The organism is Streptomyces sp. TP-A0356 (assembly GCF_001417775.1).
Lineage (GTDB): Bacteria > Actinomycetota > Actinomycetes > Streptomycetales > Streptomycetaceae > Streptomyces.
Window position 1 is genome coordinate 217,540 of record NZ_BBZJ01000018.1, and the last position, 21,635, is coordinate 239,174.

Genomic DNA, 21,635 nt, shown 5'->3' on the forward strand with positions numbered 1-21,635 from the left:
CCCGCGCCCATTACGCTGCCAGCACCACTCCGATGACCCGAGGAGCTTACTGTTGGCCTGTGACCTGTGGCTGGTCCCGCTCGTCGACGTGCTGTGCCACACGCCCGACAACCCGTTCGCCGAGGAACTCGCCCTCTACGACAAGGTGCTCGGCGCGGCCGGACTGCCGCCGGTGCCGGTGTACCAGTACATGCCGGGGCTGACCGGCGAGGTGGCGCCGGTCGCGGGCTTCGACTACGACGCGCTGCACTTCCTGCGGCGGGCGTATCTGCTCCAGGTGTGCGGGCTTGCCGTGACCCCGGTCGACGAGCTGGGCGGCGACTACGAGCAGCTGCTGGAGATGTTCGAGTCGACGGCCCAGCAGTCACACCTGGTATGGCACTACGACCACGCCGGCGCGTACGTCCCCGTGGACTTCCCGCACCCGCTGTCCGACGACGAACTCCTCGCGGGCGGCGGCCCGTTGGGCTCGTCCCAGGCCCTGCTGCGGGAGCTGCAGTTCGTGGCCCCCTCGATCGGCATCGACCCGGCGAACCCGCCCGTCGCCCCCGAGCCCCCGCTCGCCCCCACGGCGCTGGAGGAGCCGGCGCTGCCGGCCCCGTACGACCCGAGTCCCTTCGCCCGCGAACGCCATGTGTGGCTGGGCCTGCACGCGGCGGTGACCCGGAGCCTCGCCCAGGGCTCGATGATCGTCTTCAGCTGAGCCGTACGAGCGATGCCCGCGGATCCGCACGGGGTCCGCGGGCGCTCGGCCCCGGCCGTCGGGCACCTCTCGAGCACGGCGGCCGTCTGGACCACCGTCTAGAACACCGGCGTCCCGTTCTGCGTCAGCCTCCAGTTGGTGACCGCGAAGTCCGTGGGGTTCAGGGTGCCCTTCGACGTCACGTAGTCGATCATCAGCTGACGGATCTCGTTGGTGGAGCTGTAGGCGATGCCGGCGGAGGCGATGTGCGGGTAGCCGCTTCCGCCGTTGGCCCGGTAGTTGTTGACGGCGACGACGAAGACCTGGTCGGGGGCGACCGGAGCGCCCTTGTAGGAGAGGTTCTTGATCCGCGACCCCTCGGGCTGCGCGATGTCGATCTCGTAGTCGACGCCGGCGGCGGTGTCGTACATGTAGTCCCAGAAGTTGTTGGCGTTCGTGAGCGTCGCCGTGTCGACCTTCGTACCGCTGGGCACCTGGTGGTAGTACTTCGCCGCGTACTCCAGGTAGTCCTTGAGCTGGGCGCCCGTGAGCCTCTTGCCGTACAGGGTGTTGTCGTAGATGTAGAGCCCGGCGATGTCCCGGATCGTCACATCGCCCTTGGGGATGTCGGCGGTGCGGCTGAAGGGCGCGGCGACGGAGATGAGCGGCAGGGCGGCGTCGGCGGTGGACAGCCCCTTGGCGACGCTCGCCATCTGGACCTGGTGGATGAAGTCCATGACGGGAACGTCCTTCCAGCAGGACTCGGCCGCCGAGAGGTCCTCCGTACAGGTGCCGACAGGCGTGTTGACGTACTTCACGACGAGGTCGTGGTCGGCCTTGAGGAGCCGGGTGATCTCCGGGTCCTCCTCGGCGTCCTTGGGGTTGAGGGTCTCCGCCTTGGTGCTGGTCACCTTCCACTGCCCGTGGTGCAGTTCGAGCTCGAAGTCGAAGACGGTCAGGCGCATGCCCCAGCAGTACGGCTCGGAGAGGACGACGTCCTTGCCGGTCTCCTTGTTGGTGACGGTGTAGGAGGAGACCTCGACATGGGTGTGGCCGACGAGGATGGCGTCGATGCCGGGAACCTGCTCGGCCACGAGGTTGGATGCGTTCTCGACGTAGGGGAGTTCACCGCCGTACGAGGACGATCCGTCGAGCCCGGAGTGGTCGGTGAGGAAGACGACGTCGCAGCCGAGGGCCTTCAGCCGCGGCACGTACTTCTTCGCCTGCTCGACGAGCCCGGGGAAGACCATCTTCCCGCTGACGTTGTCCTTGTCCCACAGGGCGATACCGGGGTTGGTCAGCCCGAGGATGCCGACCTTGATGTCGGGGGCGCCGGGGACGCAGATCCGCTTCACCGTGTACGGGTGGAAGGCGGGCCGCAGGGTCCTGGCGTCGAGGGCGTTGGCTGCGAGCAGCGGGAAGTGGCACTGCTTCTCGAACTTCCGCAGCAGGTCGATGCCGTAGTTGAACTCGTGGTTGCCGAGGGCGGCGGCGTCGTACCGCATATGGTTCATGGCGACGGCCATGGGGTGCCTGGGGCCGTGCTTGCCGGAGGTGCCGGTGATCGGGTCGACGCGGGCGTAGTAGTACGCCAGTGACGTCCCCTGGATGATGTCGCCGGCGTCGACGAGCAGCACCCGGTCCTCGCCCTTGGCCTCCCGCTGCTGCTTGATGAGGGTGGCGACGCGCGCGACACCGACGGAGTTGCCGGCCTTGTCGCTGTAGGCGGCGTCCTTGTAGTAGTCCCAGTCGAAGACGTGGCTGTGCAGGTCGGTGGTGCCCAGGATGGAGAACGACCAGGTGCGCGGCCGGTGGTGGGGCGTCCCCGGCCGCTCGGCGGCCGCGGCCGGGGCGGCTGCCGCGCTCCCCGCGACGGCCACGGCCGCACCGGTGACGGCCGACTTCTGCATGAACTCCCGGCGGTTCATGGGGCTGACGGGCATACGGGTCTCCTGGGACGCGCGCGAGGGGCGGATGGACGAGCCGTGCGGGACTACACGCGTAGATCGTGGCGTCACCCCGCCCCACCGGGAACCAGGAACAAGTCATGCCCAGGTCAAGGAAGAGGAATGCGTTCCCGAAACCGCCCTCGGGACAAGGGTGATGGGCGGATCCGGACCGCCTCCGGGGTCCGGGGACCCCGCGGGTGCGGCCCGCATCCGCCCATCACCGACCGGCCGGTCGCGGCCTAGTGCTGTGGCCGGAAAGGTTTGCCGGGAAGCTCGCGGCGTCCGGTGCGGTGCATCGCAAGGCGGAGCGTCGCCCGCGTACTGGATGTACTCGGGCGATGCGACAACGCGGCGAGGTGCCGTGCCGGGCGTCGCGAGCCGGTGAACCTTTCCGGTCGCAGCACTAGATGAACGAGTTGATCTCGATCGTCTCGTCGCGCCCCGGGCCCACGCCGATCGCCGAGATCGGGGCGCCGGACATCTCCTCCAGCGCCTTGACGTAGTTCTGGGCGTTCTTGGGGAGGTCGCCGAAGGTCTTGGCCTTCGTGATGTCCTCGCTCCAGCCGGGAAGGTACTCGTAGACCGGCTTGGCGTGGTGGAAGTCCGTCTGGGAGTAGGGGAGTTCCTCGACACGCCGGCCGTCGATCTCGTACGCGACACAGACCGGAATCTGCTCCCAGCCGGTGAGGACGTCGAGCTTGGTGAGGAAGAAGTCGGTCAGTCCGTTGACCCGGGTCGCGTAGCGGGCGATCACCGCGTCGAACCAGCCACAGCGGCGGTCCCGGCCGGTGGTGACACCGCGCTCGCCACCGATGCGGCGCAGCGCCTCGCCGTCCTCGTCGAACAGCTCCGTCGGGAAGGGGCCCGAGCCGACCCGGGTCGTGTAGGCCTTCAGGATGCCGATGACACGGCTGATCTTCGTCGGGCCGACGCCGGAGCCCGTGCAGGCGCCGCCCGCGGTCGGGTTCGACGAGGTCACGAAGGGATACGTGCCGTGGTCGATGTCCAGCAGGGTGCCCTGACCGCCCTCGAAGAGGACGACCTTGCCGTCGTCGAGCGCCTGGTTCAGGATCAGGACCGTGTCGGCGACGTACGGCTCGATCTTGTCGGCGTAGCCCAGCAGCTCCTCGACCACCTGGTCGACGGCGATCGCGCGCCGGTTGTACAGCTTGGTGAGGATCTGGTTCTTGACGTCGAGGGCCGCTTCGACCTTCTGGGTCAGGATGGACTCGTCGTACAGGTCCTGGACGCGGATGCCCACGCGGTTGATCTTGTCGGCGTAGGTCGGGCCGATGCCACGGCCGGTCGTGCCGATCTTGCGCTTTCCGAGGAAGCGTTCCGTCACCTTGTCGACAGTGACGTTGTACGGGGTGATGATGTGCGCGTTTCCGCTGATCATCAGCTTGGACGTGTCGACGCCACGCTCGTTCAGACCGCTCAGCTCGGAGAGCAGGACCGAGGGGTCGACCACGACACCGTTGCCGATGACGGGCGTACATCCGGGCGACAGGATTCCGGAAGGGAGGAGGTGGAGTGCGTACTTCTGGTCACCCACGACCACCGTGTGGCCGGCGTTGTTGCCGCCCTGGTAGCGCACTACATAGTCCACCGAGCCACCGAGCAGGTCGGTGGCCTTTCCCTTGCCTTCGTCACCCCACTGAGCACCGAGCAGCACAAGTGCGGGCACGCGCGTACACCCCTTCCGGGCGGGGCATGTCCAGGGTCGGGGGCGTACGCGGAGGGTCCACCGCCGCGTGCACCGCGACCGTCATTGGCCGCAACCGTCGGACCCGGATGCCCCGGAATAGACGAAGCCCCTGGCGCAATAGCGCAAGGGGCTCTTGCACAAAGATGCTACCCGAGGAAGCGAGGCAGGACCGAGGTGGCGACTTCCGACCAGTTGCTGGTGGTCATCGACCCGGTCGCCCGTCACAGTGACGGTGAGTCGGTACGGATCGCGAAAGACGTGCTCAGCGCGGGTGCGGCGACGAAGGTGTGCCTCCCGGACGGCCCGGAGGAATTCGCCCGGGCACTGGATCGCAGGGGGTCACGGCGGCCGGTGGTGGTGGGCGACGACCGTGCGCTGCTGCGCGCGGTGACCCTGCTGCACCGGCGGCGGGAGCTGGGCACGACGGGCCTGTCGCTGGTCCCGGTCGGGGCCGCGCTGTCGCTGGCGCGATCCCTGGGGGTGCCCACGGGGGCGGTGGCGGCGGCCCGCGCCGTGCTGGACGGTGCGGAGCGGCGGCTGGATCTGCTGGTGGACGACAGTGACGGGGTGGTCCTCGGGGATCTGCGGATTCCATCCGCAGCGTCCGTTCCGTCCGGCCAGGGCACCCCGCCGCTCACGGAGGAGGCGTCGGCGGTGCGGCCCTGGCTGCGGGTGCGCCAGTCCCTGGTACGGACGCTGGTGGCGCGCCCGCCCCGGCCCGCGGCCCCGCCGACGCCCGGGCCGTCCCGGCTGCGGGTCGAGGTCGACGGGATGACGCTGGTGGATCTGGACCAGCCGGTGGAGGGGGTGTCCGTGCTGCCGGGGGACCCGGGGGTGGCCGCGGTCGAGGTGCGGCCGGTCTCGGTGGGGGCGGAGGCGGCACCGCTCAGCGCGGTGGGGCGGCGGGTGACGGTGTCCGGGGCCGATTTCCGGTACCGGGCGGATTGCGTGGTGAGCGGGCCGGTGCGGACGCGGACGTGGGTGGTGCGGGAGGGGGCGTGGGGGCTCACGCTGCCTGCCCCCGGCCCGTCCGGCTTGTGACCGGCGTGTGACCGGCCTGCGAGGCGAGGCCGGTCAGGCCGAGGCGGCGTCCGGGGGCACGGCCCCGGGGAACGGCCACGACGGCAGTGTGTCCGACTCGTCCTTCAGGCCCACCCCCGTCAGGCCCAGTTCCGGGCGCGCACCGTCAGCGCCACCAGCTTCGCCGCCGCCGTCCCGTATCCCAAGCCCCAGGGGCGGCCGGATGTTGGAGAGGCAGTTGCGGTCGGCGTCCGTCGTGACGCCCGGCGTCGGGGCGTACGTCAGGTAGGCGCCCAGGGAGTCCGCCGCGGACATCCCCGGGCGCTCCCCGATCAGGACCGCCACGAGCCGGGCCCCATGGCATGCGCGACGTCGTCGCCCAGTGCCACCCGGGCCTGCTCCGCGAGCACCACCGGCGCGACGCGCCACCCGTCCGGCAGCAGTGCCGTGGTCGCGCGGACCATCGCCGCCGCGTGGTCGTGCACGGCACGGCTGGACAGCCCGCCGGCGACCACGAACAGCACGTCCCACGCGTCGTGCGGGAGGTGCGCGCGGTCCGCCGCGTCCAGGCGGCGGCCCAGGTCCGGCCGCTGGAGGTAGGTCCCCCCGCGAGTGCACCGCGTCCCGCGCCGCCGCGTGCGCCGCCCAGAGCAAGAGTGTTCGCCCCGGCCGATTTCTAAAGGTCTGGTTGACAAACATTTAACGTGCCGACACGCTGGACCGACTCATTCGGGCTACAGAGTTCCACCCCAACAGCAGTGCGCGCAGCGATCGCGGCAACGAGGAAGGGGCCACCCGATGGCAGTTCAGGAGGGCATAGCCCCGGACGCGAGGACCGGCGGTGACGGTCCTGTTCACCGGCTGAAGCCCAACGCCGTGGGATTGCTCGGAGTGGTCTTCATGACCATCGCGACCGCGGCCCCGATCACCGCGATGACGGGCAACGTGCCCTTCATGGTGTCGGCGGGCAATGGCATCGGGGCACCGGCCAGCTATCTGGTCGCAATGGTCGTCCTGGCAATCTTTTCCGTCGGCTTCACCTCGATGGCGAAGCACATCACCTCGACCGGCGCCTTCTACGGCTTCATCTCCTACGGCCTCGGCCGCACCGTCGGCCTGGCGTCCGGCCTGCTCGCGACCTTCGCGTACGTCGTCTTCGAGCCGGCCCTGATCGGCATCTTCTCGACCTTCGCCACCACAACGCTCAGGGACCAGACGGGAGTTCACGTCCCATGGTGGGCGTTCGCGCTGCTGATGCTGGCCATCAACGCGACCGGGACATGGTTCGGCGTGGACGTCGCCGAGAAGCTGCTCGTCGTCCTGCTCGCCACCGAGGTCACCGTCCTCGCGGCGATGGCGATATCCGTGGCCCTGCACGGCGGCGGCCCGCACGGCTTCACCTTCGCCCCGGTCAACCCGGTCAACGCGTTCAAGGGGACGAGCGCCGGGCTCGGGCTCTTCTTCGCCTTCTGGTCGTGGGTCGGCTTCGAGTCGACGGCGATGTACGGCGAGGAGTCGCGCGACCCGAAGAAGATCATCCCCAAGGCGACGATGATCTCGGTCCTGGGTGTCGGTGTGTTCTACGTCTTCGTGTCGTGGATGGCGATCACGGGCAACGGCGAGGCGGAGGCCGTGAAGGCGGCCTCCTCGGCGAACCCGCTCGCCCTCTTCTTCCACCCCACCGAGCACTACGTCGGCCACTGGGCGGTCGTCGTCATGCAGTGGCTGATGATCAGCGGCTCCCTGGCGTGCGGCATGGCCTTCCACAACTGCGCCGCGCGGTACATGTACGCGCTGGGCCGCGAGGGCGTACTGCCGTCGCTGCGGCGGACCGTCGGGCGCACTCATCCGCAGCACGGCTCGCCGCACATCGCAGGCCTGGTGCAGACGGTCGTCAGCGCGGTGCTGATCGGGGCGTTCTGGCTCGCGGGCAAGGACCCGTACACCGGCACCTACGTCCTGCTCGCCATCCTCGGCACGATGGCGATCCTGATCGTGCAGGCCGTGTGCTCCTTCGCGGTCCTCGTCTACTTCCGCAGCCACCACCCGGAGAGCCGCCACTGGTTCAGGACCCTCGCCGCCCCGCTCATGGGCGGCATCGCGATGCTCGCGGTGGTGGTGCTGCTGGTGTCCAACATGGGGGTGGCGGCCGGTCCCGAGTCCGGCTCGTTCGTCCTGAAGGCGACGCCGTGGCTGGTGGCGCTGGTCGCGCTGACGGGCATCGGCTACGCGCAGTACCTGAAGCGCAGGTCGCCCGAGCGGTACGCGCTGCTGGGGCGGACGGTGCTGGAGGAGACGAAGGAGCGGTAGGCCGGGGAGGGACCCGGGAGGGGCGGCGCGGGGGCGTCCGCCCCTTCGGCGGGCGGGGCGTCCAGCCCATGGGCGTACGCGAGGCGCCAACCCCTTCGGCGTACGCCAGGCGTCCGGCCCTCCCCCGGGTGCTTCAGCCCTCCCCGTACAGCTTCTCCCGATGGGCCCGCCACCGCTCCATCATTCTGGCGATCTCGCCGTCCATGAACTCGAAGAAGGCGAGCGTCTCCGCCAGACGCCGGCCCGCCGGAGTCGCGGCGCCGAGGCTGTCGACCCCCTCACACAGCGCGTGCTCCCAGCGCTTGATCACGGCGTCCCGGTTGGTCAGCGCCTCGTACCACTGATTGCTGTGCACGCGGTAGCGCTCACGCCGCGAGCCGGGCTCCCGCTCGCGCGCGACCATGTGCTGCTGCGCCAGATAGCGCACCGCGCCGGAGACGGCGGCCGGGCTGACCTGGAGCTGTTCCCCCAGTTCGGCGGAGGTCAGCGAGCCGGAGTCGGAGGACAGCAGCGCGGCGAACACCCGGGCGGGCATGCGCTGCATGCCCGCCTCGACGAGCTGCGCCGCGAAGCTCTCCACGAACTTCGAGACCGCCTCGGGGTCCCGTCCCACCGCACCCGGTTCCGTCATCTCCCGATCATCTCCCCTGTTCCGCCGCCGCCCCCGAGTGTATCCGTGATTTATACGCTTCCTTAACTTCACAAATTTCTGAAGGTCGCGTACGTTCTGAAGCATGACGAAGGCCATCACCGTCTCCGGACTGCACAAGTCGTTCGGCGGCACGCACGCCCTGGACGGCCTCGACCTGGAGGTCGAGACCGGCGAGGTCCACGGCTTCCTGGGGCCGAACGGCGCCGGGAAGTCCACCACCATCCGGGTCCTCCTCGGCCTGCTGCGCGCCGACTCCGGCGCCGCCCAGGTGCTCGGCCGCGACCCGTGGACGGACGCGGTGGAACTCCACCGCCAGGTCGCGTACGTCCCCGGGGACGTCACCCTGTGGCGCAACCTCTCCGGCGGCGAGGTCATAGACCTGTACGGCCGGCTGCGCGGCGGCCTGGACCCGCGGCGCCGGGCGGAGCTGATCGAGCGGTTCGAGCTGGACCCGACGAAGAAGGGGCGGACGTACTCCAAGGGCAACCGGCAGAAGGTCGCCCTCGTCGCCGCCTTCGCCTCGGACGTGGACCTGCTGATCCTGGACGAGCCGACGTCCGGGCTGGATCCGCTGATGGAGGAGGTGTTCCAGCGGTGCGTCGAGGAGGAGCGCGACCGCGGCCGGACGATCCTGCTGTCGAGTCACATCCTCAGCGAGGTCGAGCAGCTCTGCGACCGGGTGAGCATCATCCGCAAGGGCCGCACGGTCGAGAGCGGCTCGCTGGCCGACCTGCGCCATCTGACCCGTACGAGCGTCACGGCGGAACTCGCGGGCCCGCCGAACGGACTGACGCGCCTGCCCGGCGTCCATGACCTCGACGTCCACGGAAGGCGGGTCAGACTCCAGGTCGACACCGACAAGCTGGACGCGGTGCTGCGGGCGCTGAGCGAATCGGGGGTGCGGTCGCTGACCTCGACGCCGCCGACGCTGGAGGAGCTGTTCCTGCGGCACTACCAGGACGACCTCCACAAGGAGGCGGGGACACGATGACCGCCGTCGCGTCGGACTTCGCGGTACGGGCCGGTGGATCCCGCCAACTGTCCCACACAGGAACGCTGTTGAGGTTCGCGCTGCGCCGGGACCGGATGATGATCCCGGTCTGGGTCGCGGTCGACGCCCTGATGGTGCTGTCCATGCCGGGCACCCTCAAGGGCCTGTACGGCACCCCGGCCCAACGCGCCGACCTGGCCGACCAGATGGCCACCAACACCTCGCTGCGCGCATTGGTCGGACCGGTCTTCGGCCAGTCCCTCGGCGCGCTCACCGCCTGGCGTATCGGCGTCTACGCCGGACTGCTGGCCGCGGTCATGAGCCTGCTCGTCGTCGTACGGCACACCCGCGACGAGGAGGAGAGCGGACGGCAGGAACTGATCTCGTCGGCGATGGTGGGGCGGCGTGCCCCGCTGACGGCGGCGCTGCTCACCGCGGGGGTCGCGAACGCGGCCCTGGCCCTGGTGATCACGGCCGGGCTGTCCGGGCAGGGCACCGCGGGGGCGCTGGCGCTGGGGCTGGGGGTCGGCGGTGTCGGGCTGGTGTTCGCCACCATGGCGGCGATCGTCGCCCAGCTGACGGAGAGCGCGCGGCTGGCGCGGGGGCTGACGGCCGCGGTGCTGGGCGCCGCCTTCGTGCTGCGCGCGGCGGGCGACGCCGGGGAGAACGGCGGCTCGTCCGTACTGACCTGGCTCTCCCCGCTCGGCTGGCTGGAGAACGAGCGCTCCTACGCCCACGAACGCTGGTGGGTGCTGCTGCTGTTCGCGGCGGCGGCGCTGCTCCAGGGCGCGGTGGCGTACGCGCTGGCCGGGCGCCGCGACCTCGGCATGAGCTTCCTGCCCACGCGGCCGGGCCCGGCCACCGGCCGTCTGGGCTCGGCGGGCGCGCTGGCCTGGCGGCTGCAGCGCGGCGGTGTGCTCGGCTGGAGCCTCGGCTTCTTCCTGGCCGGGCTCGTCTACGGCGGGATGACCGACGGCGCGGCCAAGTTCGTCGGCGACAACGCGAAGGCCCGCGAGATCTTCCAGCGCATGGGCGGCCACTCGGGACTGACGGACGCGTTCCTCGCCGCGATGGTCGGCATCATGGGCCTGGTCGCGGCCCTCTACATCGTCGCGGCGGTCCTGCGGCTGCACGGCGAGGAGACGTCGGGCCGGGCCGAGGCGGTGCTGGCGAACGCGGTCGGGCGACTGCGCTGGGCCGCCGGCCATCTGCTGATCGCCTTCGGCGGCGCCGCGCTGCTCATGCTGCTGGCGGGCGCGGGCTTCGCGCTGGGCTACGGCGGGAAGACCGGCCCGATCCTGGGCGCCTGTCTGGTGCAGTTGCCCGCGGTGTGGGTGATCGGCGGCCTGGCGGTCCTGTTGTACGGCGTACTGCCACGGGGGGCGTTGGCGGCCTGGGGCGTGGCGGGAGCGGCGCTGCTGATCGGGTGGGTTGGGCCGGCGCTGAACCTTCCGCAGGCGGTGCTGGACGCGTCGCCCTTCGGTCACCTGCCGAAGCTGCCGGGCGGACAGATGACGTGGGCGCCGGTACTGACGCTGACCGGAATCGCGGTGGTGCTGGTGGCCGGGGGGCTGGTGGCGCTGCGGAGGCGGGACATGTCGGGCTGAGGGTTCCTTGCACTATGCCCGCGCTCATAGTGCAAGGACCCCTGAGGGTGCCGTCGGCCGGCGTACTGCTTGAGCTCCTCGGTGATCAGCCCACCTCGACGCTCAGCCCCTCCAGACCCCGGATCACGAAGTTCGGCTTCCGCTCCGGCTCCGCCGCAAGCCGCAGGGTCGGGGCCTTCTCCAGCAGGGCCGTCATGGACGCCGCCAGTTCGATGCGGGCGAGCGGCGCGCCGATGCAGTAGTGGATGCCCGCGCTGAAGGAGATGTGCGGGTTGTCCGCGCGGGTCAGATCCAGGCTCTCCGGGTCGGTGAAGACCGCCGGGTCGTGGTTGGCCGAGCCGAACAGCATGGCGACCTCCGCGCCCCGCGGGATCGACGTGCCGTCGATCTCGATATCGTCCAGCACCCAGCGCTCGAAGAGCTGCAGCGGGGTGTCGTAGCGCATCAGCTCCTCCACGGCGGACGGCACGAGCCCGTGGTCCGCGCGCAGCGCCGCCAGCTGGTCCGGGTGCCGGAACAGCGCCCACCAGCCGTTGACCGTCGCGTTCACCGTCGCCTCGTGACCCGCGTTCAGAAGCAGCACACAGGTCGAGATCATCTCCTGCTCGGTGAGCCGGTCGCCCTCGTCGTACGCCGCGATCAGTCCCGAGACCAGGTCCTCCCCCGGCTCCTTGCGGCGCAGCGCGATCAGCTCCCGCAGATACGCGGAGAACTCGACCGACGCCCGTACCGCCTGGCGCGCCGTCTCCTGTGACGGGTTGAGCTCGTACATCCCGCAGATGTCCGCCGACCAGGGGCGCAGCTGCGCACGGTCCGCCTCCGGGACGCCCAGCATCTCGGCGATCACCGCGACCGGCAGCGGTTCGGCGACGTCCGTCAGCAGATCGCCGCCGCCCGCCTCCACCAGACGGGACACCAGGTCGTCGGCCAGTCCCCGCACATACGGCGTCAGCCGCTCGACCGTCCGCGGCGTGAACGCCTTCGACACCAGCCGCCGGATACGGGTGTGGTCCGGCGGCTCCAGGTCCAGCATGCCGTGGTCGTTGAGCGTGTGGAACGGCTCGTGCTCCGGCGGCGGCGCCGTCCGGCCGAAGTCCTCGTGGGTGAAACGGTGCTGATACGTCCGGCCGAGTCGCCTCTCGCGCAGCAGCGCCGACACGTCCGCGTGGTGCGGGACCAGCCACTGGTCGGTGGGCTCGTAGTAGTGCACACGGCCCCGTGCGCGCAGCTCGGCGTAGGCGGGGTAGGGGTCGGCGACGAAGGCCGGGTCCCAAGGGTCGAACGCGAGGTCGGATCGGGCTGCCATGCCCGGACGCTAGCCCGGCCCGCCCCTCTCTGACCAGATCCGTCTCACCGGCCGACGCCCTCGGCGAGGTCAGCCCGGTATCACCAGCCTCGTCTCGTACGCGAACACCGCCGCCTGCGTCCGGTCCCGCAGCCCCAGCTTCACCAGGATCCGGCTCACATGGGTCTTGACGGTCGACTCGGCGACCACCAGCCGCTCGGCCATCTCCGCGTTCGACAGGCCCTGCGCGATGAGGACCAGTACCTCCGTCTCCCGCTCGGTCAGATCTCCGTAGGCCCCCTGCGCGGTGGACGCGAACCGCGGAGCCTCGGACAGCTTGGAGAACTCCGAGATCAGCCGCTTGGTCACCGAGGGAGCCAGCAGCGCCTCACCGGCCGCCACCACCCGTACCCCATCGGCGAGCCGGCGGGCCGACGCGTCCTTGAGCAGGAAGCCGGAGGCTCCCGCCCGCAGCGCCTGGTACACATACTCGTCGAGGTCGAAGGTGGTGAGGACCAGCACCTTCGCCGACCCGTCCGCCGCGACGATCTCCCGGGTGGCCTCGATGCCGTTCAGCTCCGGCATACGGATGTCCATCAGCACGACGTCCGGGGACAGCTCCCGGACCCGCTCGACCGCTTCCCGGCCGTTGACCGCCTCGCCGACGACCTCGATGTCCGGCATCGCCCCGAGCAGCACCGAGAAGCCCTCGCGGACCATCATCTGGTCGTCGGCGATCAGTACGCGGATGGTGCCGCTCCTCATGCGGGGGCCTCCGCCGTCGTCACCGGCAGGAACACCGTCACCTCATACCCTCCGTCGTCCGTCTCCCCCGCGGTCATCTCCCCGTTCAGCATCGAGACCCGTTCGCGCATGCCCGTGAGGCCGTGCCCCGCGCCGTGCGTCGACTTCTCCAACGCGACCTGCGGAGCCGGGCCGTTGACGATCCGCAGACCCAGCCCGCCGAGCACATAGCCGATCTCCACACGGGCGGTGGCGCCCGGTGCGTGCCGCAGTGCGTTGCTGAGGGCCTCCTGGACGATGCGGTACGCCGACAGCTCGACTCCCTGCGGGAGTTCCCGCACCGCGCCCGTGAGCACCTTGTCCACGGTCAGGCCCGCCTCCCGCACGTTCGTCAGCAGGGCGTCCAGGTCGGCCAGGGTGGGCTGCGGGGCGTCCGGGGCCTCGTAGTCCTCCGCCCGTACGACGCCGAGGACGCGGCGTAGCTCGGTCAGGGCCGCCACCGCGTTCTCCCGGATGGTGGCGAAGGCCTTCTCCAGCTCGGGCGGTGTGTTCTCCACTCGGTAGGGCGCGGCCTCCGCCTGGATGGCCACCACCGACATGTGGTGGGCGACCACGTCGTGCAACTCGCGGGCGATCGTCGTGCGCTCCTCCAGCAGGGTGCGCCGGGAGCGCTCCTGGGCGGTCTCCGTCTGCTGGGCGGTCACCTCGCGCTCGGCCGCGCGGCGTGTGTGCCGGACGGTGACGACCAGCAGGGCGAGCGCGGAGACCGAGAGCAGCTGCATGGTGTTGGTGCCCTCGTGGCCCCAGCCGAAGAAGGTCTCGGCCGCCGTCCCGTACACCCCGGTCAGCAGCCACATCCAGGCGGCCGTGCGCGGCCGGGTGCGCAGTGCGACGACCGTCATCACCAGCAGGTGCGAGAAGAAGTTCCCGGGCAGCCACGGCCAGTCCCACACGGTGCTGCCGAGCACGGCGGAGACGGGGGTCGCCGCGAGGGAGCACCAGAAGGCACCGACCGGCCGGACCAGCGTCAGCAGGACCGGGCCCAGCACCAGGAACGCCATCAGCAGGGAGGACAGGCCGCCCTCCATGCGGCCCTCGTGACTGGCGCCCAGCGCGGCCAGCAGACCGGCGAGGCTCACCGCGGCATGCGGGGTCCAGGCCGCGTACTGCCGCAGGCCCGCGGGCAGTCGGCGGACGAGCGGGCCGTCGGTCCGCATGCGCGGCAGGGGGCGGTAGGCGAAGGCGTCGTGGAACAGGTCCTGCCGCAGCCCGCGCAGGGCGTCCGCGGCGAGGCGGTACTCCGGGCTGTGCGGCTTGGTCCCGCGCCCCGGTGGCGTCGTCCGCGTCTGGGTCGTCTCGGTCACGTGGAAACGGTAGGCCGGGTAGGGAGATGCGGTCGTCACCGGTGAGAAGGGTTCTTCGGGGTCCGTCTCAAGTACTACGGCGACGCGCTCCTTGAGCGGGGCCCGGGGCGTGCCGTCGAGGCGGGAGAACCCGGCGATCAGACGCCGGGTGGTCCCGGGTGCCAGAAGCACGTCGCCCGCGGCCACCACGCGTACCGCCTCGGCGAGTTGGTCGGCGGAGGCGTCCTTCAGCGGTGCCCATCAGGACGACGTCCCGTCAACTCCCGACATTACCTGGCGACTTGGCGCTACCAGGCCAGCTGTGCGATCTCCTCCGCCACCACGGCGCACGCGTCGGCCGCCGGGTCGATCAGGGGGAAGTGGCCGACGTCCTCCAGGAGGGTGAGACCGACGACCTCGCCCGCCCTCGCCGCCGCCTCCGCGTACGACTCGGCGACGGCCTGCGGCACCACGATGTCCTTACGGCCCTGGACGAGGGTCGTGGCGATGCCGGTGGGCAGCAGGAGCGCCGGGTCCGCGTACGGTCGGCGCTCCGCGAACAAGGTCTTCGCACCGAGGAGTTGGACCGACGCGTTGCCGCACACCCCCAGCTTCTCGGCGACGAGGAGGTCCGCGATCGGGGCGAGCCCGACGACGCCGCGCAGCGGGGCCGGGCGGTCCGTGCGCCACGGCGAGTCCGCGGGCAGGACGTGGCGGGCCGCCGCCCACAGCGCGAGGTGGCCGCCCGCCGAGTGGCCGGTGATCACCGTGCGGCGCGGGTCGGCCTGGGGCAGCGCCTCCCGTACGAGTGCCGGGAGCGCGTCGATCGCGGCGGCGACGTCGTCGAACGTGTCCGGCCACCGGCCCGCCACCGGCCCCGTGCCGCCGCCGTCCGGGCCCGTGGGCCCCTCGGCCTGCGAGGGGATGAGCGCGCCCCGGCGGTACTCCACATTGGCCACGGCGAAACCCCGGCGGGCCAGGAAGTCCGCGAACGGGGTGATGTGCCGGCGGTCGTACGGCGCCCGCCACGCCCCGCCGTGCAGCACGACGACGAGCGGAGCGAGGCCCGTCGTGTCCGCCACCGCCCCGGCGGCCTCCGTCTCCCGCGGGGCGTAGAAGTCGATCACCTGGTCGGGGAGGCCGCCGTACGCGGCGGTGGCGTCCGGCTCCACCGGCGGGTGCGAGAAGGCGGACGCCTCCTCCTCGGCGTCCCGCGCCGCGGCCTCGCGGGCGGACGCGTCGTCCGGCTCTGCGGCATCGCGGGGGGCGGCGTCGTCCGGCATGCTCCGACCTCTCAGCGGCGAAACGGGATTCGTACGCGATGGCCGGAAGGTGATCGGCCGTTGGCGGGGACGGTATCAGGCGGGTGACGTGGGTCCCCACGGGGTTGTCACGCTCGGTGAAGGGCAAACGGTCCTGCTGTTTCGTTAGGGGTGCGCGGCAGAAGCCTTCGCCGTACTCGCGCGCGCGATCATCGTGCTCCGCACGCGAGTCCATCGCCCTTCGGCGCCAGGAGGCCCCCATGTCACAGTCCGATGCCGCGCCGCCCGGGGCGGCCGAGCCGGGCACCGTGCGCCCCGGCGGGCGCACCGCGCGCCTGCGTGCCACCGTGCTGCGGGCGGCCGGGGACGTCCTGGCCGAGCAGGGGTTCGCGCATCTGGGCCTGGGGAGGTGCCCGGTCCGGCGGGCGCCCGACGGGCCGCGGAGGCGGCGATGGCCGCGGCGGTGGCGGGGGTGTACGTGGTGGCGACCTGACACCACGTACCCGGGGGGGACCGACCTGGCGCGAGGACGGACGGCCGCGGCTCCCCGGCGCCCCGGCGGCGGGGTCGGCGATGTGGTCGCCGTGCGCACCGCCGCCAGGGGAGCCCCTGGTCAGGCCAGCGTCTCCGCCAGTACCCGGGCCGCCCGTTCCACGTCCGCGAAGCCCACGTACAGCGGCGTGAACCCGAAACGCAGCACGTCCGGCGGCCGGAAGTCCCCGACCACGCCGCTCGCGATCAGCCGCTTCATCACGTCCCCCGCGCCGGTGCAGCGCAGCGCCACCTGGCTGCCCCGCTCCGGGTGCGCGGCGGGCGTCAGCGACTCGACCGTGCCCTCGGGGACGTAGGCCGCCACGCACTCCAGGAAGAAGTCCGTGAGGGCCAGGGACTTGGCGCGCACCGCCTCGATCGAGACGCCGTCCCACACCTCCAGCGCCGCCTCCAGGGCGAGCATGGACAGGATGTCCGGGGTGCCGACGCGGCCGCGCGGCGCGCCCGCGGCCGGTTCGTAGTCCGTTCGCATGCCGAAGGGTTCCGCGTGCGAGTTCCAGCCCGGCAGCGGTGAGTCGAAGCGGTCCTGCAGGTCCCGCCGCACATACAGGTACGCCGGTGAGCCCGGGCCTCCGTTCAGGTACTTGTAGGTGCAGCCGACGGCCAGGTCGACCCCGTGTTCGTCCAGGCCGACGGGCAGCGCGCCCGCGCTGTGGCACAGGTCCCAGACGGCCACCGCGCCGGCATCGTGCACCGCGGCCGTCAGACCGGGCAGGTCGTGCAGCCGACCCGTGCGGTAGTCGACGTGGTTGAGCAGCACCGCCGCCGTACGTCCGCTGAGGGCCCCGGGCACCTCCGCCGGGGCCACCGGGCGCAGCGTGCAGCCCGTCATCCGGGCCGCCGACCCGGCGATGTACCCGTCCGTCGGGAACGTCGTCGCGTCGACCAGGATCTCCTCCCGCCCGTCCCCGCTCCCGGTGGCCAGGCGCACGGCGGCCACCAGCGCCTTGAAGACGTTGACGCTGGTCGAGTCGCCCACCACGATCTGCCCGGGCGCCGCGCCGACGAGCGGGGCGATCCGGTCGCCGATCCGCTCCGGCGCCGTCCACCAGCCGCTCTCGTCCCAGGAACGGATCCGCAGGGATCCCCACTGCCTGCGGACGACGTCCTGCATCCGGCCCGGCACGGCCGCGGGGAGCGCGCCCAGCGAGTTCCCGTCCAGGTAGACGGCCTCGTCGAGCACGAACCTCGCGCGCAGTGCGGCCAGTTGATCGGCCGCGTCCAGCTCCTGTGCCCTGCTGATCAGTTCAGACATGCGACCGCGCCGTCCACAGCTCGGGGAACACGTTCTTCTGCGCCCGCTTCTCCAGCCAGGCCACTCCCGCGGAGCCGCCCGTGCCGGGCTTGGCGCCCATCGCACGGCGGGTGGCCACCAGGTGGTCGTTGCGCCAGCGCCACACCAGTTCCGCCACATCGGTCAACGCCTCGCCCAGACGGGCGAGTTCGTCCGCCGGATCCCCGGAGTAGAGGGCGGTCCACACGGCCTCGACCTCCTCCGACGGCTCGTACCGCCGGGAGACGTCGCGCCGCAGCACGGCGTCCGGGACCGCGTGCCCGCGGCGCCCGAGCAGCCGCAGCACCTCGTCGTACAGACTCGGCTCGTGCAGCGCCTTCTCCAACTCGGCATGGACGCGCGGCGCGCCCCGGTGCGGGACCAGCATGGACGCGGACTTCTCACCGAGCAGGAACTCCATACGGCGGTACATCGCCGACTGGAAGCCGGAGCCCTCGCCGAGGGCGGAGCGGTAGGAGTTGAACTGAGCGGGCGTCAGCTGCGCGAGGGGACGCCAGGACGCGTTCAGCGCCTCCAGCTCCCGTACGGACCTCTTCAGCGCGTCGATCGCCACCGGTACCCGGTCCTCACGCAGGGCCCGCGCAGCGGTCTCCCACTCGTGGACGATCACCGTGAACCACAGCTCCATCACCTGGGTCGTGACCAGGAAGACCATCTCTCCGGGGTCGTCGGAGAGGGTGTGCTGGAGGTGGGTGAGCACGTCCGCCTTGACGTAGTCCTCGTACGGCGTCGTGCCCTGGAAGTCGAGATGCGGGGTCTCGGGCTCCTGAGTCTCGTGCGACTGATGAGCCTGTTGGGACATCGCTGTCTCCTGTTGTGTGCTCCGGGTGGCGGTCCGCCCCTGCCGATGCCGGCACGGGGGCCCCGGTCCCCACGGGCATCCTGCGCACAGACCGCGGACACCGCAAGGCCCGCCTGGTCACAGGCGGGCCTTGCCACTCTTCAGGACCAGCCGCTCAGGGACTACCAGCAGCTCAGGGACTAGCTGAGCGTCTGGGCCGCCGTCGGCGAGGAGTCCTTCAGGAACTGCGAGCAGCGCTCGTACTCCTCCTGCTCACCGATCCCCTGCGCGGCGCGCGCGAGGGCGTGCAGGGCGCGCAGGAACCCGCGGTTCGGCTCGTGCTCCCAGGGGATGGGACCGTGGCCCTTCCACCCGCTGCGGCGCAGGGCGTCCAGGCCACGGTGGTAGCCCGTGCGGGCGTAGGCGTACGACTCGACCACCGAACCGCGCTCGAACGCGTCGTCGGCCAGCTGGGCCCAGGCGAGCGAGGAGGCGGGGTGCTTGGCGGCGACGTCGGCGGGCGCCGTGCCGCCCGCCAGGAGCTCGCGCGGCTCCGGGTCGTCGGGCAGGTGGGTCGGGGGCGGGCCCCCGAGAAGGTTCTCGTGAACGTTCATGGCTCCCAGTGTGCGCCATCGCCCTTGATCGGTAACGGTCGCGTGCGGTCCTTCGGCGCCGGCCGCCCGGCCCGGCGGAGACGGTGCGGGGACACGATCACGCAGCTGGGCCGGCGCCGGAGGCCGCAGGTCCGTGTGGCGACTCCAGGGGCGGGGTCGTCACACAGCCGTGCGTACGGCATTCGGGGTGACGGCACTCCGGTACCGGACGGCGCACCGTCGCGAGGGCGAGCGCCGCCCCCGCCACCAGGACGCCCGCGCACAGCGGCATCGCGCGGCGGAAGGCGGCGTTGAACGCGTCCGCCGAGCGGTACGCCTCCGGGCCCATCCCGGTGAGCAGTGGCAGCGCGGCAACGGCGATCAGGCCGGCCGCGCGGGCCGCCGCGTTGTTGATACCGCTGGCCAGGCCCGCCCGGCCGGTGTCGACCGAGGCGAGCACGGTGGCGGTGAGGGGTGCGACCAGGGTGACCATGCCCGCGCCCATGACCAGCAGGGCGGGCAGAACGTCGGTGGCGTACGAGGCGCCCTTGCCGACGCGCAGCATCAGCAGCATGCCGGCCGCGCAGAGCAGGGGGCCGACGGTGAGCGGGATGCGTGGTCCGATGCGCTCGGCGAGGGCGCCCGAGCGGGCCGAGAAGAGGAGCATCAGCACGGTCGTGGGCAGCAGTGCCGTCCCCGCCCGCAGCGCCGAGTAGCCCGCCACCACCTGGAGCTGCAGCGCGGTCAGGAAGAAGAAGCCGCCGAACGCCGCGTAGACGCAGAGGGTCACCAGGTTGACCGCCGTGAACTGACGGGAGCCGAAGATGTCGAGCGGCATCATCGGATCGGGGCGGCGCCCTTCGACGTACCCGAAGGCGATCCCCGCGGCCACGCCCGCGGCCGTCGTGAGGGCCACGGTCAGCGAGCCCTGACGGGCCTCGACGAGGGCATACGTCACCAGGGCCAGGGACAGGGCGCCGAGGGCGGCGCCCAGGACGTCGAAACGGCCGTGGGAGCGGTCGTCCGCCGATTCCGGTACGTGTCTGATCGCGATGGGCGCGCAGAGCAGGGCCAGCGGGACGTTGAGGAGGAAGACCCAGCGCCAGCCGGGGCCGTCCACCAGCCAGCCGCCGAGGAACGGGCCGACGGCGGCACCGATGCCACCGAACCCGGACCAGAGGCCGACCGCCCGTGCGCGGTCGTCCGGGTGGAACGACGCCTGGATGAGCGCGAGCGAGCCGGGGGTCAGCAGCGCGCCGCCGATGCCCTGGAGGGTGCGGGCGGCGATGAGGACGCCGGGGGTGGGGGCGAGGCCGCACAGGAGGGAGGCGCCGGCGAACCAGACGACACCGAGGACGAAGACCTTGCGGCGCCCGAAGTGGTCGCCGAGGGCGCCGCCGAGGAGGATCAGACCGGCGAGCGTGACCATGTACGCGTTGACGGTCCACTGGAGGGCGGCGAGGTTCGCGTTCAGGTCGCGGCCGATGCGGGGCAGGGCGACGTTGACGACGGTGGAGTCCAGCAGGGCCATGCTGGAGCCGAGCACGGTCGTCAGCAGGATCCACTTGCCCTGCGGGGAGCTGATCCTGATGCTTGGGGTCTGCTGTGCGGTGACAGCCATGTTCGGATCATCCCGCGTTCGCTGTCCCTGAGCCAGATGCACAACGAGCCCGGCGCGCGGGGGGCGTGCCGCCCACAGCCTGAGCGCCGGGCTCGTCGGGCCCCGGTTACTTGATCTTCGCGCCCGTGGAGCGGAGGTTGTCGCAGGCCTCGGTGACGCGCTGCGCCATCGACCCCTCGGCCACCTTGCCCCAGGTGCGCGGGTCGTACGCCTTCTTGGAGCCGACCTCGCCGTCGACCTTCAGGACGCCGTCGTAGTTCTTGAACATGTGGTCGGCGACCGGACGCGTGAAGGCGTACTGCGTGTCCGTGTCGATGTTCATCTTGACCACGCCGCTCTCCAGCGCCGTCAGGATCTCCTCCTTGGAGGAGCCCGAGCCGCCGTGGAAGACGAAGTCGAACGGCTTGCTGCCGGCCGGCAGGCCGAACTTGGCGGCCACGCCCTCGTTCAGCTCCTTCAACAGCTCCGGGCGAAGGACGACGTTGCCCGGCTTGTACACGCCGTGGACGTTGCCGAACGACGCGGCCAGCAGGTAGCGGCCCTTCTCGCCCAGGCCCAGCGCCTCCGCCGTACGGATCGCGTCCTCGACCGTGGTGTAGAGGGAGTCGTTGATCTCGTGGGAGACGCCGTCCTCCTCACCGCCGGTCGGGGTGATCTCGACCTCCAGGATGATCTTCGCGGCGCGGGCCCGCTCCAGCAGCTCCTGGGCGATCTTCAGGTTGTCGGCGAGGGTCTCGGCGGAGCCGTCCCACATGTGGGACTGGAACAGCGGGTTCTCGCCGCGGGACACGCGCTCCTCGGAGATCGCGAGCAGCGGACGTACGTACCCGTCGAGCTTGTCCTTCGGGCAGTGGTCCGTGTGCAGCGCGATGTTGACCGGGTACTTCTCGGCGACGATGTGCGCGAACTGGGCCAGGGCCACCGCTCCGGTGACCATGTCCTTCTTGTACTGGCCGCCCAGGAACTCGGCGCCGCCCGTCGAGATCTGGACGATGCCGTCGCTCTCGGCCTCCGCGAAGCCGCGCAGGGCAGCGTGCAGGGTCTGGGACGAGGTCACGTTGATGGCCGGGTAGGCGAACTTGCCTGCCTTCGCCCGGTCGAGCATCTCGTTGTAGACCTCGGGGGTTGCGATGGGCATCTGTCCGCTCCTTGTTGTGCGGGTTGCGTTGTCCTTACGGCCCTGACCTAGGGGGCGACGTCATCGTCGTCCCCATCTTTCCAGACTTGGCCGGATGCTCCGG

General features: G+C 71.4%; 18 protein-coding genes and 1 pseudogene. 5 read left to right on the plus strand and 14 right to left on the minus strand.

The window, feature by feature from the left end:
• Positions 1-52: 52 nt before the first annotated feature.
• Entirely contained in the window at positions 53-703 is a 651-nt protein-coding gene (locus ASC56_RS16160; RefSeq protein WP_055492108.1) for a hypothetical protein, read from the plus strand.
• Between the two features lie 98 nt (positions 704-801).
• Here ASC56_RS16160 and ASC56_RS16165 read toward each other — a convergent pair whose 3' ends face one another.
• Positions 802-2,625: a bifunctional UDP-sugar hydrolase/5'-nucleotidase gene (locus ASC56_RS16165; protein ID WP_055492109.1), complete on the minus strand. Its 1,824-nt coding sequence runs from the start codon at positions 2,623-2,625 to the stop codon at positions 802-804.
• A gap of 409 nt (positions 2,626-3,034) precedes the next feature.
• On the minus strand, positions 3,035-4,318 hold the full coding sequence (locus tag ASC56_RS16170) for an adenylosuccinate synthase (protein ID WP_055492110.1): 1,284 nt from the start codon (positions 4,316-4,318) through the stop codon (positions 3,035-3,037).
• Between the two features lie 195 nt (positions 4,319-4,513).
• On the opposite strand from ASC56_RS16170, the gene ASC56_RS16175 reads away from it, so the two are divergent.
• Complete coding sequence (locus ASC56_RS16175; protein ID WP_055492111.1) at positions 4,514-5,380, plus strand: diacylglycerol kinase family protein; 867 nt, start codon at positions 4,514-4,516, stop codon at positions 5,378-5,380.
• A 33-nt stretch (positions 5,381-5,413) separates the two neighbouring features.
• Here the strand turns inward: ASC56_RS16175 and ASC56_RS43125 are convergent.
• Positions 5,414-6,054, minus strand: a pseudogene (locus tag ASC56_RS43125) (ethanolamine ammonia-lyase light chain EutC).
• A 103-nt stretch (positions 6,055-6,157) separates the two neighbouring features.
• Here ASC56_RS43125 and ASC56_RS16185 point away from each other — a divergent pair.
• Positions 6,158-7,669: an APC family permease gene (locus tag ASC56_RS16185; protein ID WP_055492112.1), complete on the plus strand. Its 1,512-nt coding sequence runs from the start codon at positions 6,158-6,160 to the stop codon at positions 7,667-7,669.
• A 133-nt stretch (positions 7,670-7,802) separates the two neighbouring features.
• On the opposite strand, the gene ASC56_RS16190 is transcribed toward ASC56_RS16185, so the two are convergent.
• A complete protein-coding gene (locus ASC56_RS16190) occupies positions 7,803-8,300 on the minus strand; it encodes a GbsR/MarR family transcriptional regulator (protein WP_055492113.1) in 498 nt (165 codons plus the stop codon).
• A 103-nt stretch (positions 8,301-8,403) separates the two neighbouring features.
• Between ASC56_RS16190 and ASC56_RS16195 the strand changes: the two genes are divergently transcribed.
• Both ASC56_RS16195 and ASC56_RS16200 read left to right on the plus strand, forming a co-directional pair.
• Complete coding sequence (locus ASC56_RS16195; RefSeq protein WP_055492114.1) at positions 8,404-9,312, plus strand: ABC transporter ATP-binding protein; 909 nt, start codon at positions 8,404-8,406, stop codon at positions 9,310-9,312.
• A complete protein-coding gene (locus ASC56_RS16200) occupies positions 9,309-10,919 on the plus strand; it encodes an ABC transporter permease (protein ID WP_055492115.1) in 1,611 nt (536 codons plus the stop codon). Before ASC56_RS16195 ends, ASC56_RS16200 begins: the two co-directional genes overlap by 4 nt.
• A gap of 85 nt (positions 10,920-11,004) precedes the next feature.
• Here the strand turns inward: ASC56_RS16200 and ASC56_RS16205 are convergent, their stop codons facing one another.
• The 10 genes from ASC56_RS16205 to fbaA all read right to left on the minus strand — a co-directional run bounded on the left by ASC56_RS16205 (position 11,005) and on the right by fbaA (position 21,532).
• Positions 11,005-12,225, minus strand: coding sequence for a cytochrome P450 (locus tag ASC56_RS16205; RefSeq protein ID WP_055492116.1), 1,221 nt, complete (start codon positions 12,223-12,225; stop codon positions 11,005-11,007).
• A gap of 69 nt (positions 12,226-12,294) precedes the next feature.
• Complete coding sequence (locus ASC56_RS16210) at positions 12,295-12,969, minus strand: response regulator transcription factor (protein WP_055492117.1); 675 nt, start codon at positions 12,967-12,969, stop codon at positions 12,295-12,297.
• Positions 12,966-14,312, minus strand: a complete 1,347-nt coding sequence (locus ASC56_RS16215) for a sensor histidine kinase (RefSeq protein ID WP_079102553.1) — start codon at positions 14,310-14,312, stop codon at positions 12,966-12,968. The genes ASC56_RS16210 and ASC56_RS16215 overlap by 4 nt, the downstream gene beginning before the upstream one ends.
• A 287-nt stretch (positions 14,313-14,599) precedes the next feature.
• A complete protein-coding gene (locus ASC56_RS16220) occupies positions 14,600-15,574 on the minus strand; it encodes an alpha/beta hydrolase (protein WP_055492118.1) in 975 nt (324 codons plus the stop codon).
• Positions 15,575-15,816: 242 nt separating this feature from the next.
• Complete coding sequence (locus ASC56_RS43130) at positions 15,817-15,948, minus strand: hypothetical protein (protein ID WP_371330068.1); 132 nt, start codon at positions 15,946-15,948, stop codon at positions 15,817-15,819.
• Positions 15,949-16,166: 218 nt separating this feature from the next.
• The gene (gene kynU, locus ASC56_RS16225; RefSeq protein WP_055492119.1) at positions 16,167-17,360 is read right to left on the minus strand and encodes a kynureninase; all 1,194 of its coding nucleotides are present in this window, start codon (positions 17,358-17,360) and stop codon (positions 16,167-16,169) included.
• The gene (locus ASC56_RS16230) at positions 17,353-18,201 is read right to left on the minus strand and encodes a tryptophan 2,3-dioxygenase family protein (RefSeq protein ID WP_055492120.1); all 849 of its coding nucleotides are present in this window, start codon (positions 18,199-18,201) and stop codon (positions 17,353-17,355) included. Before ASC56_RS16230 ends, kynU begins: the two co-directional genes overlap by 8 nt.
• A gap of 179 nt (positions 18,202-18,380) precedes the next feature.
• The gene (locus tag ASC56_RS16235; RefSeq protein WP_055492121.1) at positions 18,381-18,794 is read right to left on the minus strand and encodes a DUF3151 domain-containing protein; all 414 of its coding nucleotides are present in this window, start codon (positions 18,792-18,794) and stop codon (positions 18,381-18,383) included.
• Positions 18,795-18,891: 97 nt separating this feature from the next.
• Complete coding sequence (locus ASC56_RS16240) at positions 18,892-20,394, minus strand: MFS transporter (RefSeq protein WP_055492122.1); 1,503 nt, start codon at positions 20,392-20,394, stop codon at positions 18,892-18,894.
• 106 nt (positions 20,395-20,500) lie between these two features.
• Positions 20,501-21,532, minus strand: a complete 1,032-nt coding sequence (gene fbaA / locus ASC56_RS16245; protein WP_055492123.1) for a class II fructose-bisphosphate aldolase — start codon at positions 21,530-21,532, stop codon at positions 20,501-20,503.
• Between the last annotated feature and the right edge of the window lie 103 nt (positions 21,533-21,635).

What these genes read in the sequence shown, in the direction of transcription:
- ASC56_RS16240 (WP_055492122.1), bottom strand. Translation starts at nt 20,394, where the DNA reads ATGGCTGTCACCGCACAGCAGACCCCAAGCATCAGGATCAGCTCCCCG.
- ASC56_RS16195 (WP_055492114.1), top strand. Translation starts at nt 8,404, where the DNA reads ATGACGAAGGCCATCACCGTCTCCGGACTGCACAAGTCGTTCGGCGGC.
- ASC56_RS16200 (WP_055492115.1), top strand. Translation starts at nt 9,309, where the DNA reads ATGACCGCCGTCGCGTCGGACTTCGCGGTACGGGCCGGTGGATCCCGC.
- fbaA (WP_055492123.1), bottom strand. Translation starts at nt 21,532, where the DNA reads ATGCCCATCGCAACCCCCGAGGTCTACAACGAGATGCTCGACCGGGCG.
- ASC56_RS16205 (WP_055492116.1), bottom strand. Translation starts at nt 12,225, where the DNA reads ATGGCAGCCCGATCCGACCTCGCGTTCGACCCTTGGGACCCGGCCTTC.
- ASC56_RS16185 (WP_055492112.1), top strand. Translation starts at nt 6,158, where the DNA reads ATGGCAGTTCAGGAGGGCATAGCCCCGGACGCGAGGACCGGCGGTGAC.
- ASC56_RS43130 (WP_371330068.1), bottom strand. Translation starts at nt 15,948, where the DNA reads ATGCGCGAACCCCTGCTCGGCCAGGACGTCCCCGGCCGCCCGCAGCAC.
- ASC56_RS16235 (WP_055492121.1), bottom strand. Translation starts at nt 18,794, where the DNA reads ATGAACGTTCACGAGAACCTTCTCGGGGGCCCGCCCCCGACCCACCTG.
- ASC56_RS16220 (WP_055492118.1), bottom strand. Translation starts at nt 15,574, where the DNA reads ATGCCGGACGACGCCGCCCCCCGCGATGCCGCAGAGCCGGACGACGCG.
- kynU (WP_055492119.1), bottom strand. Translation starts at nt 17,360, where the DNA reads ATGTCTGAACTGATCAGCAGGGCACAGGAGCTGGACGCGGCCGATCAA.
- ASC56_RS16210 (WP_055492117.1), bottom strand. Translation starts at nt 12,969, where the DNA reads ATGAGGAGCGGCACCATCCGCGTACTGATCGCCGACGACCAGATGATG.
- ASC56_RS16165 (WP_055492109.1), bottom strand. Translation starts at nt 2,625, where the DNA reads ATGCCCGTCAGCCCCATGAACCGCCGGGAGTTCATGCAGAAGTCGGCC.
- ASC56_RS16230 (WP_055492120.1), bottom strand. Translation starts at nt 18,201, where the DNA reads ATGTCCCAACAGGCTCATCAGTCGCACGAGACTCAGGAGCCCGAGACC.
- ASC56_RS16190 (WP_055492113.1), bottom strand. Translation starts at nt 8,300, where the DNA reads ATGACGGAACCGGGTGCGGTGGGACGGGACCCCGAGGCGGTCTCGAAG.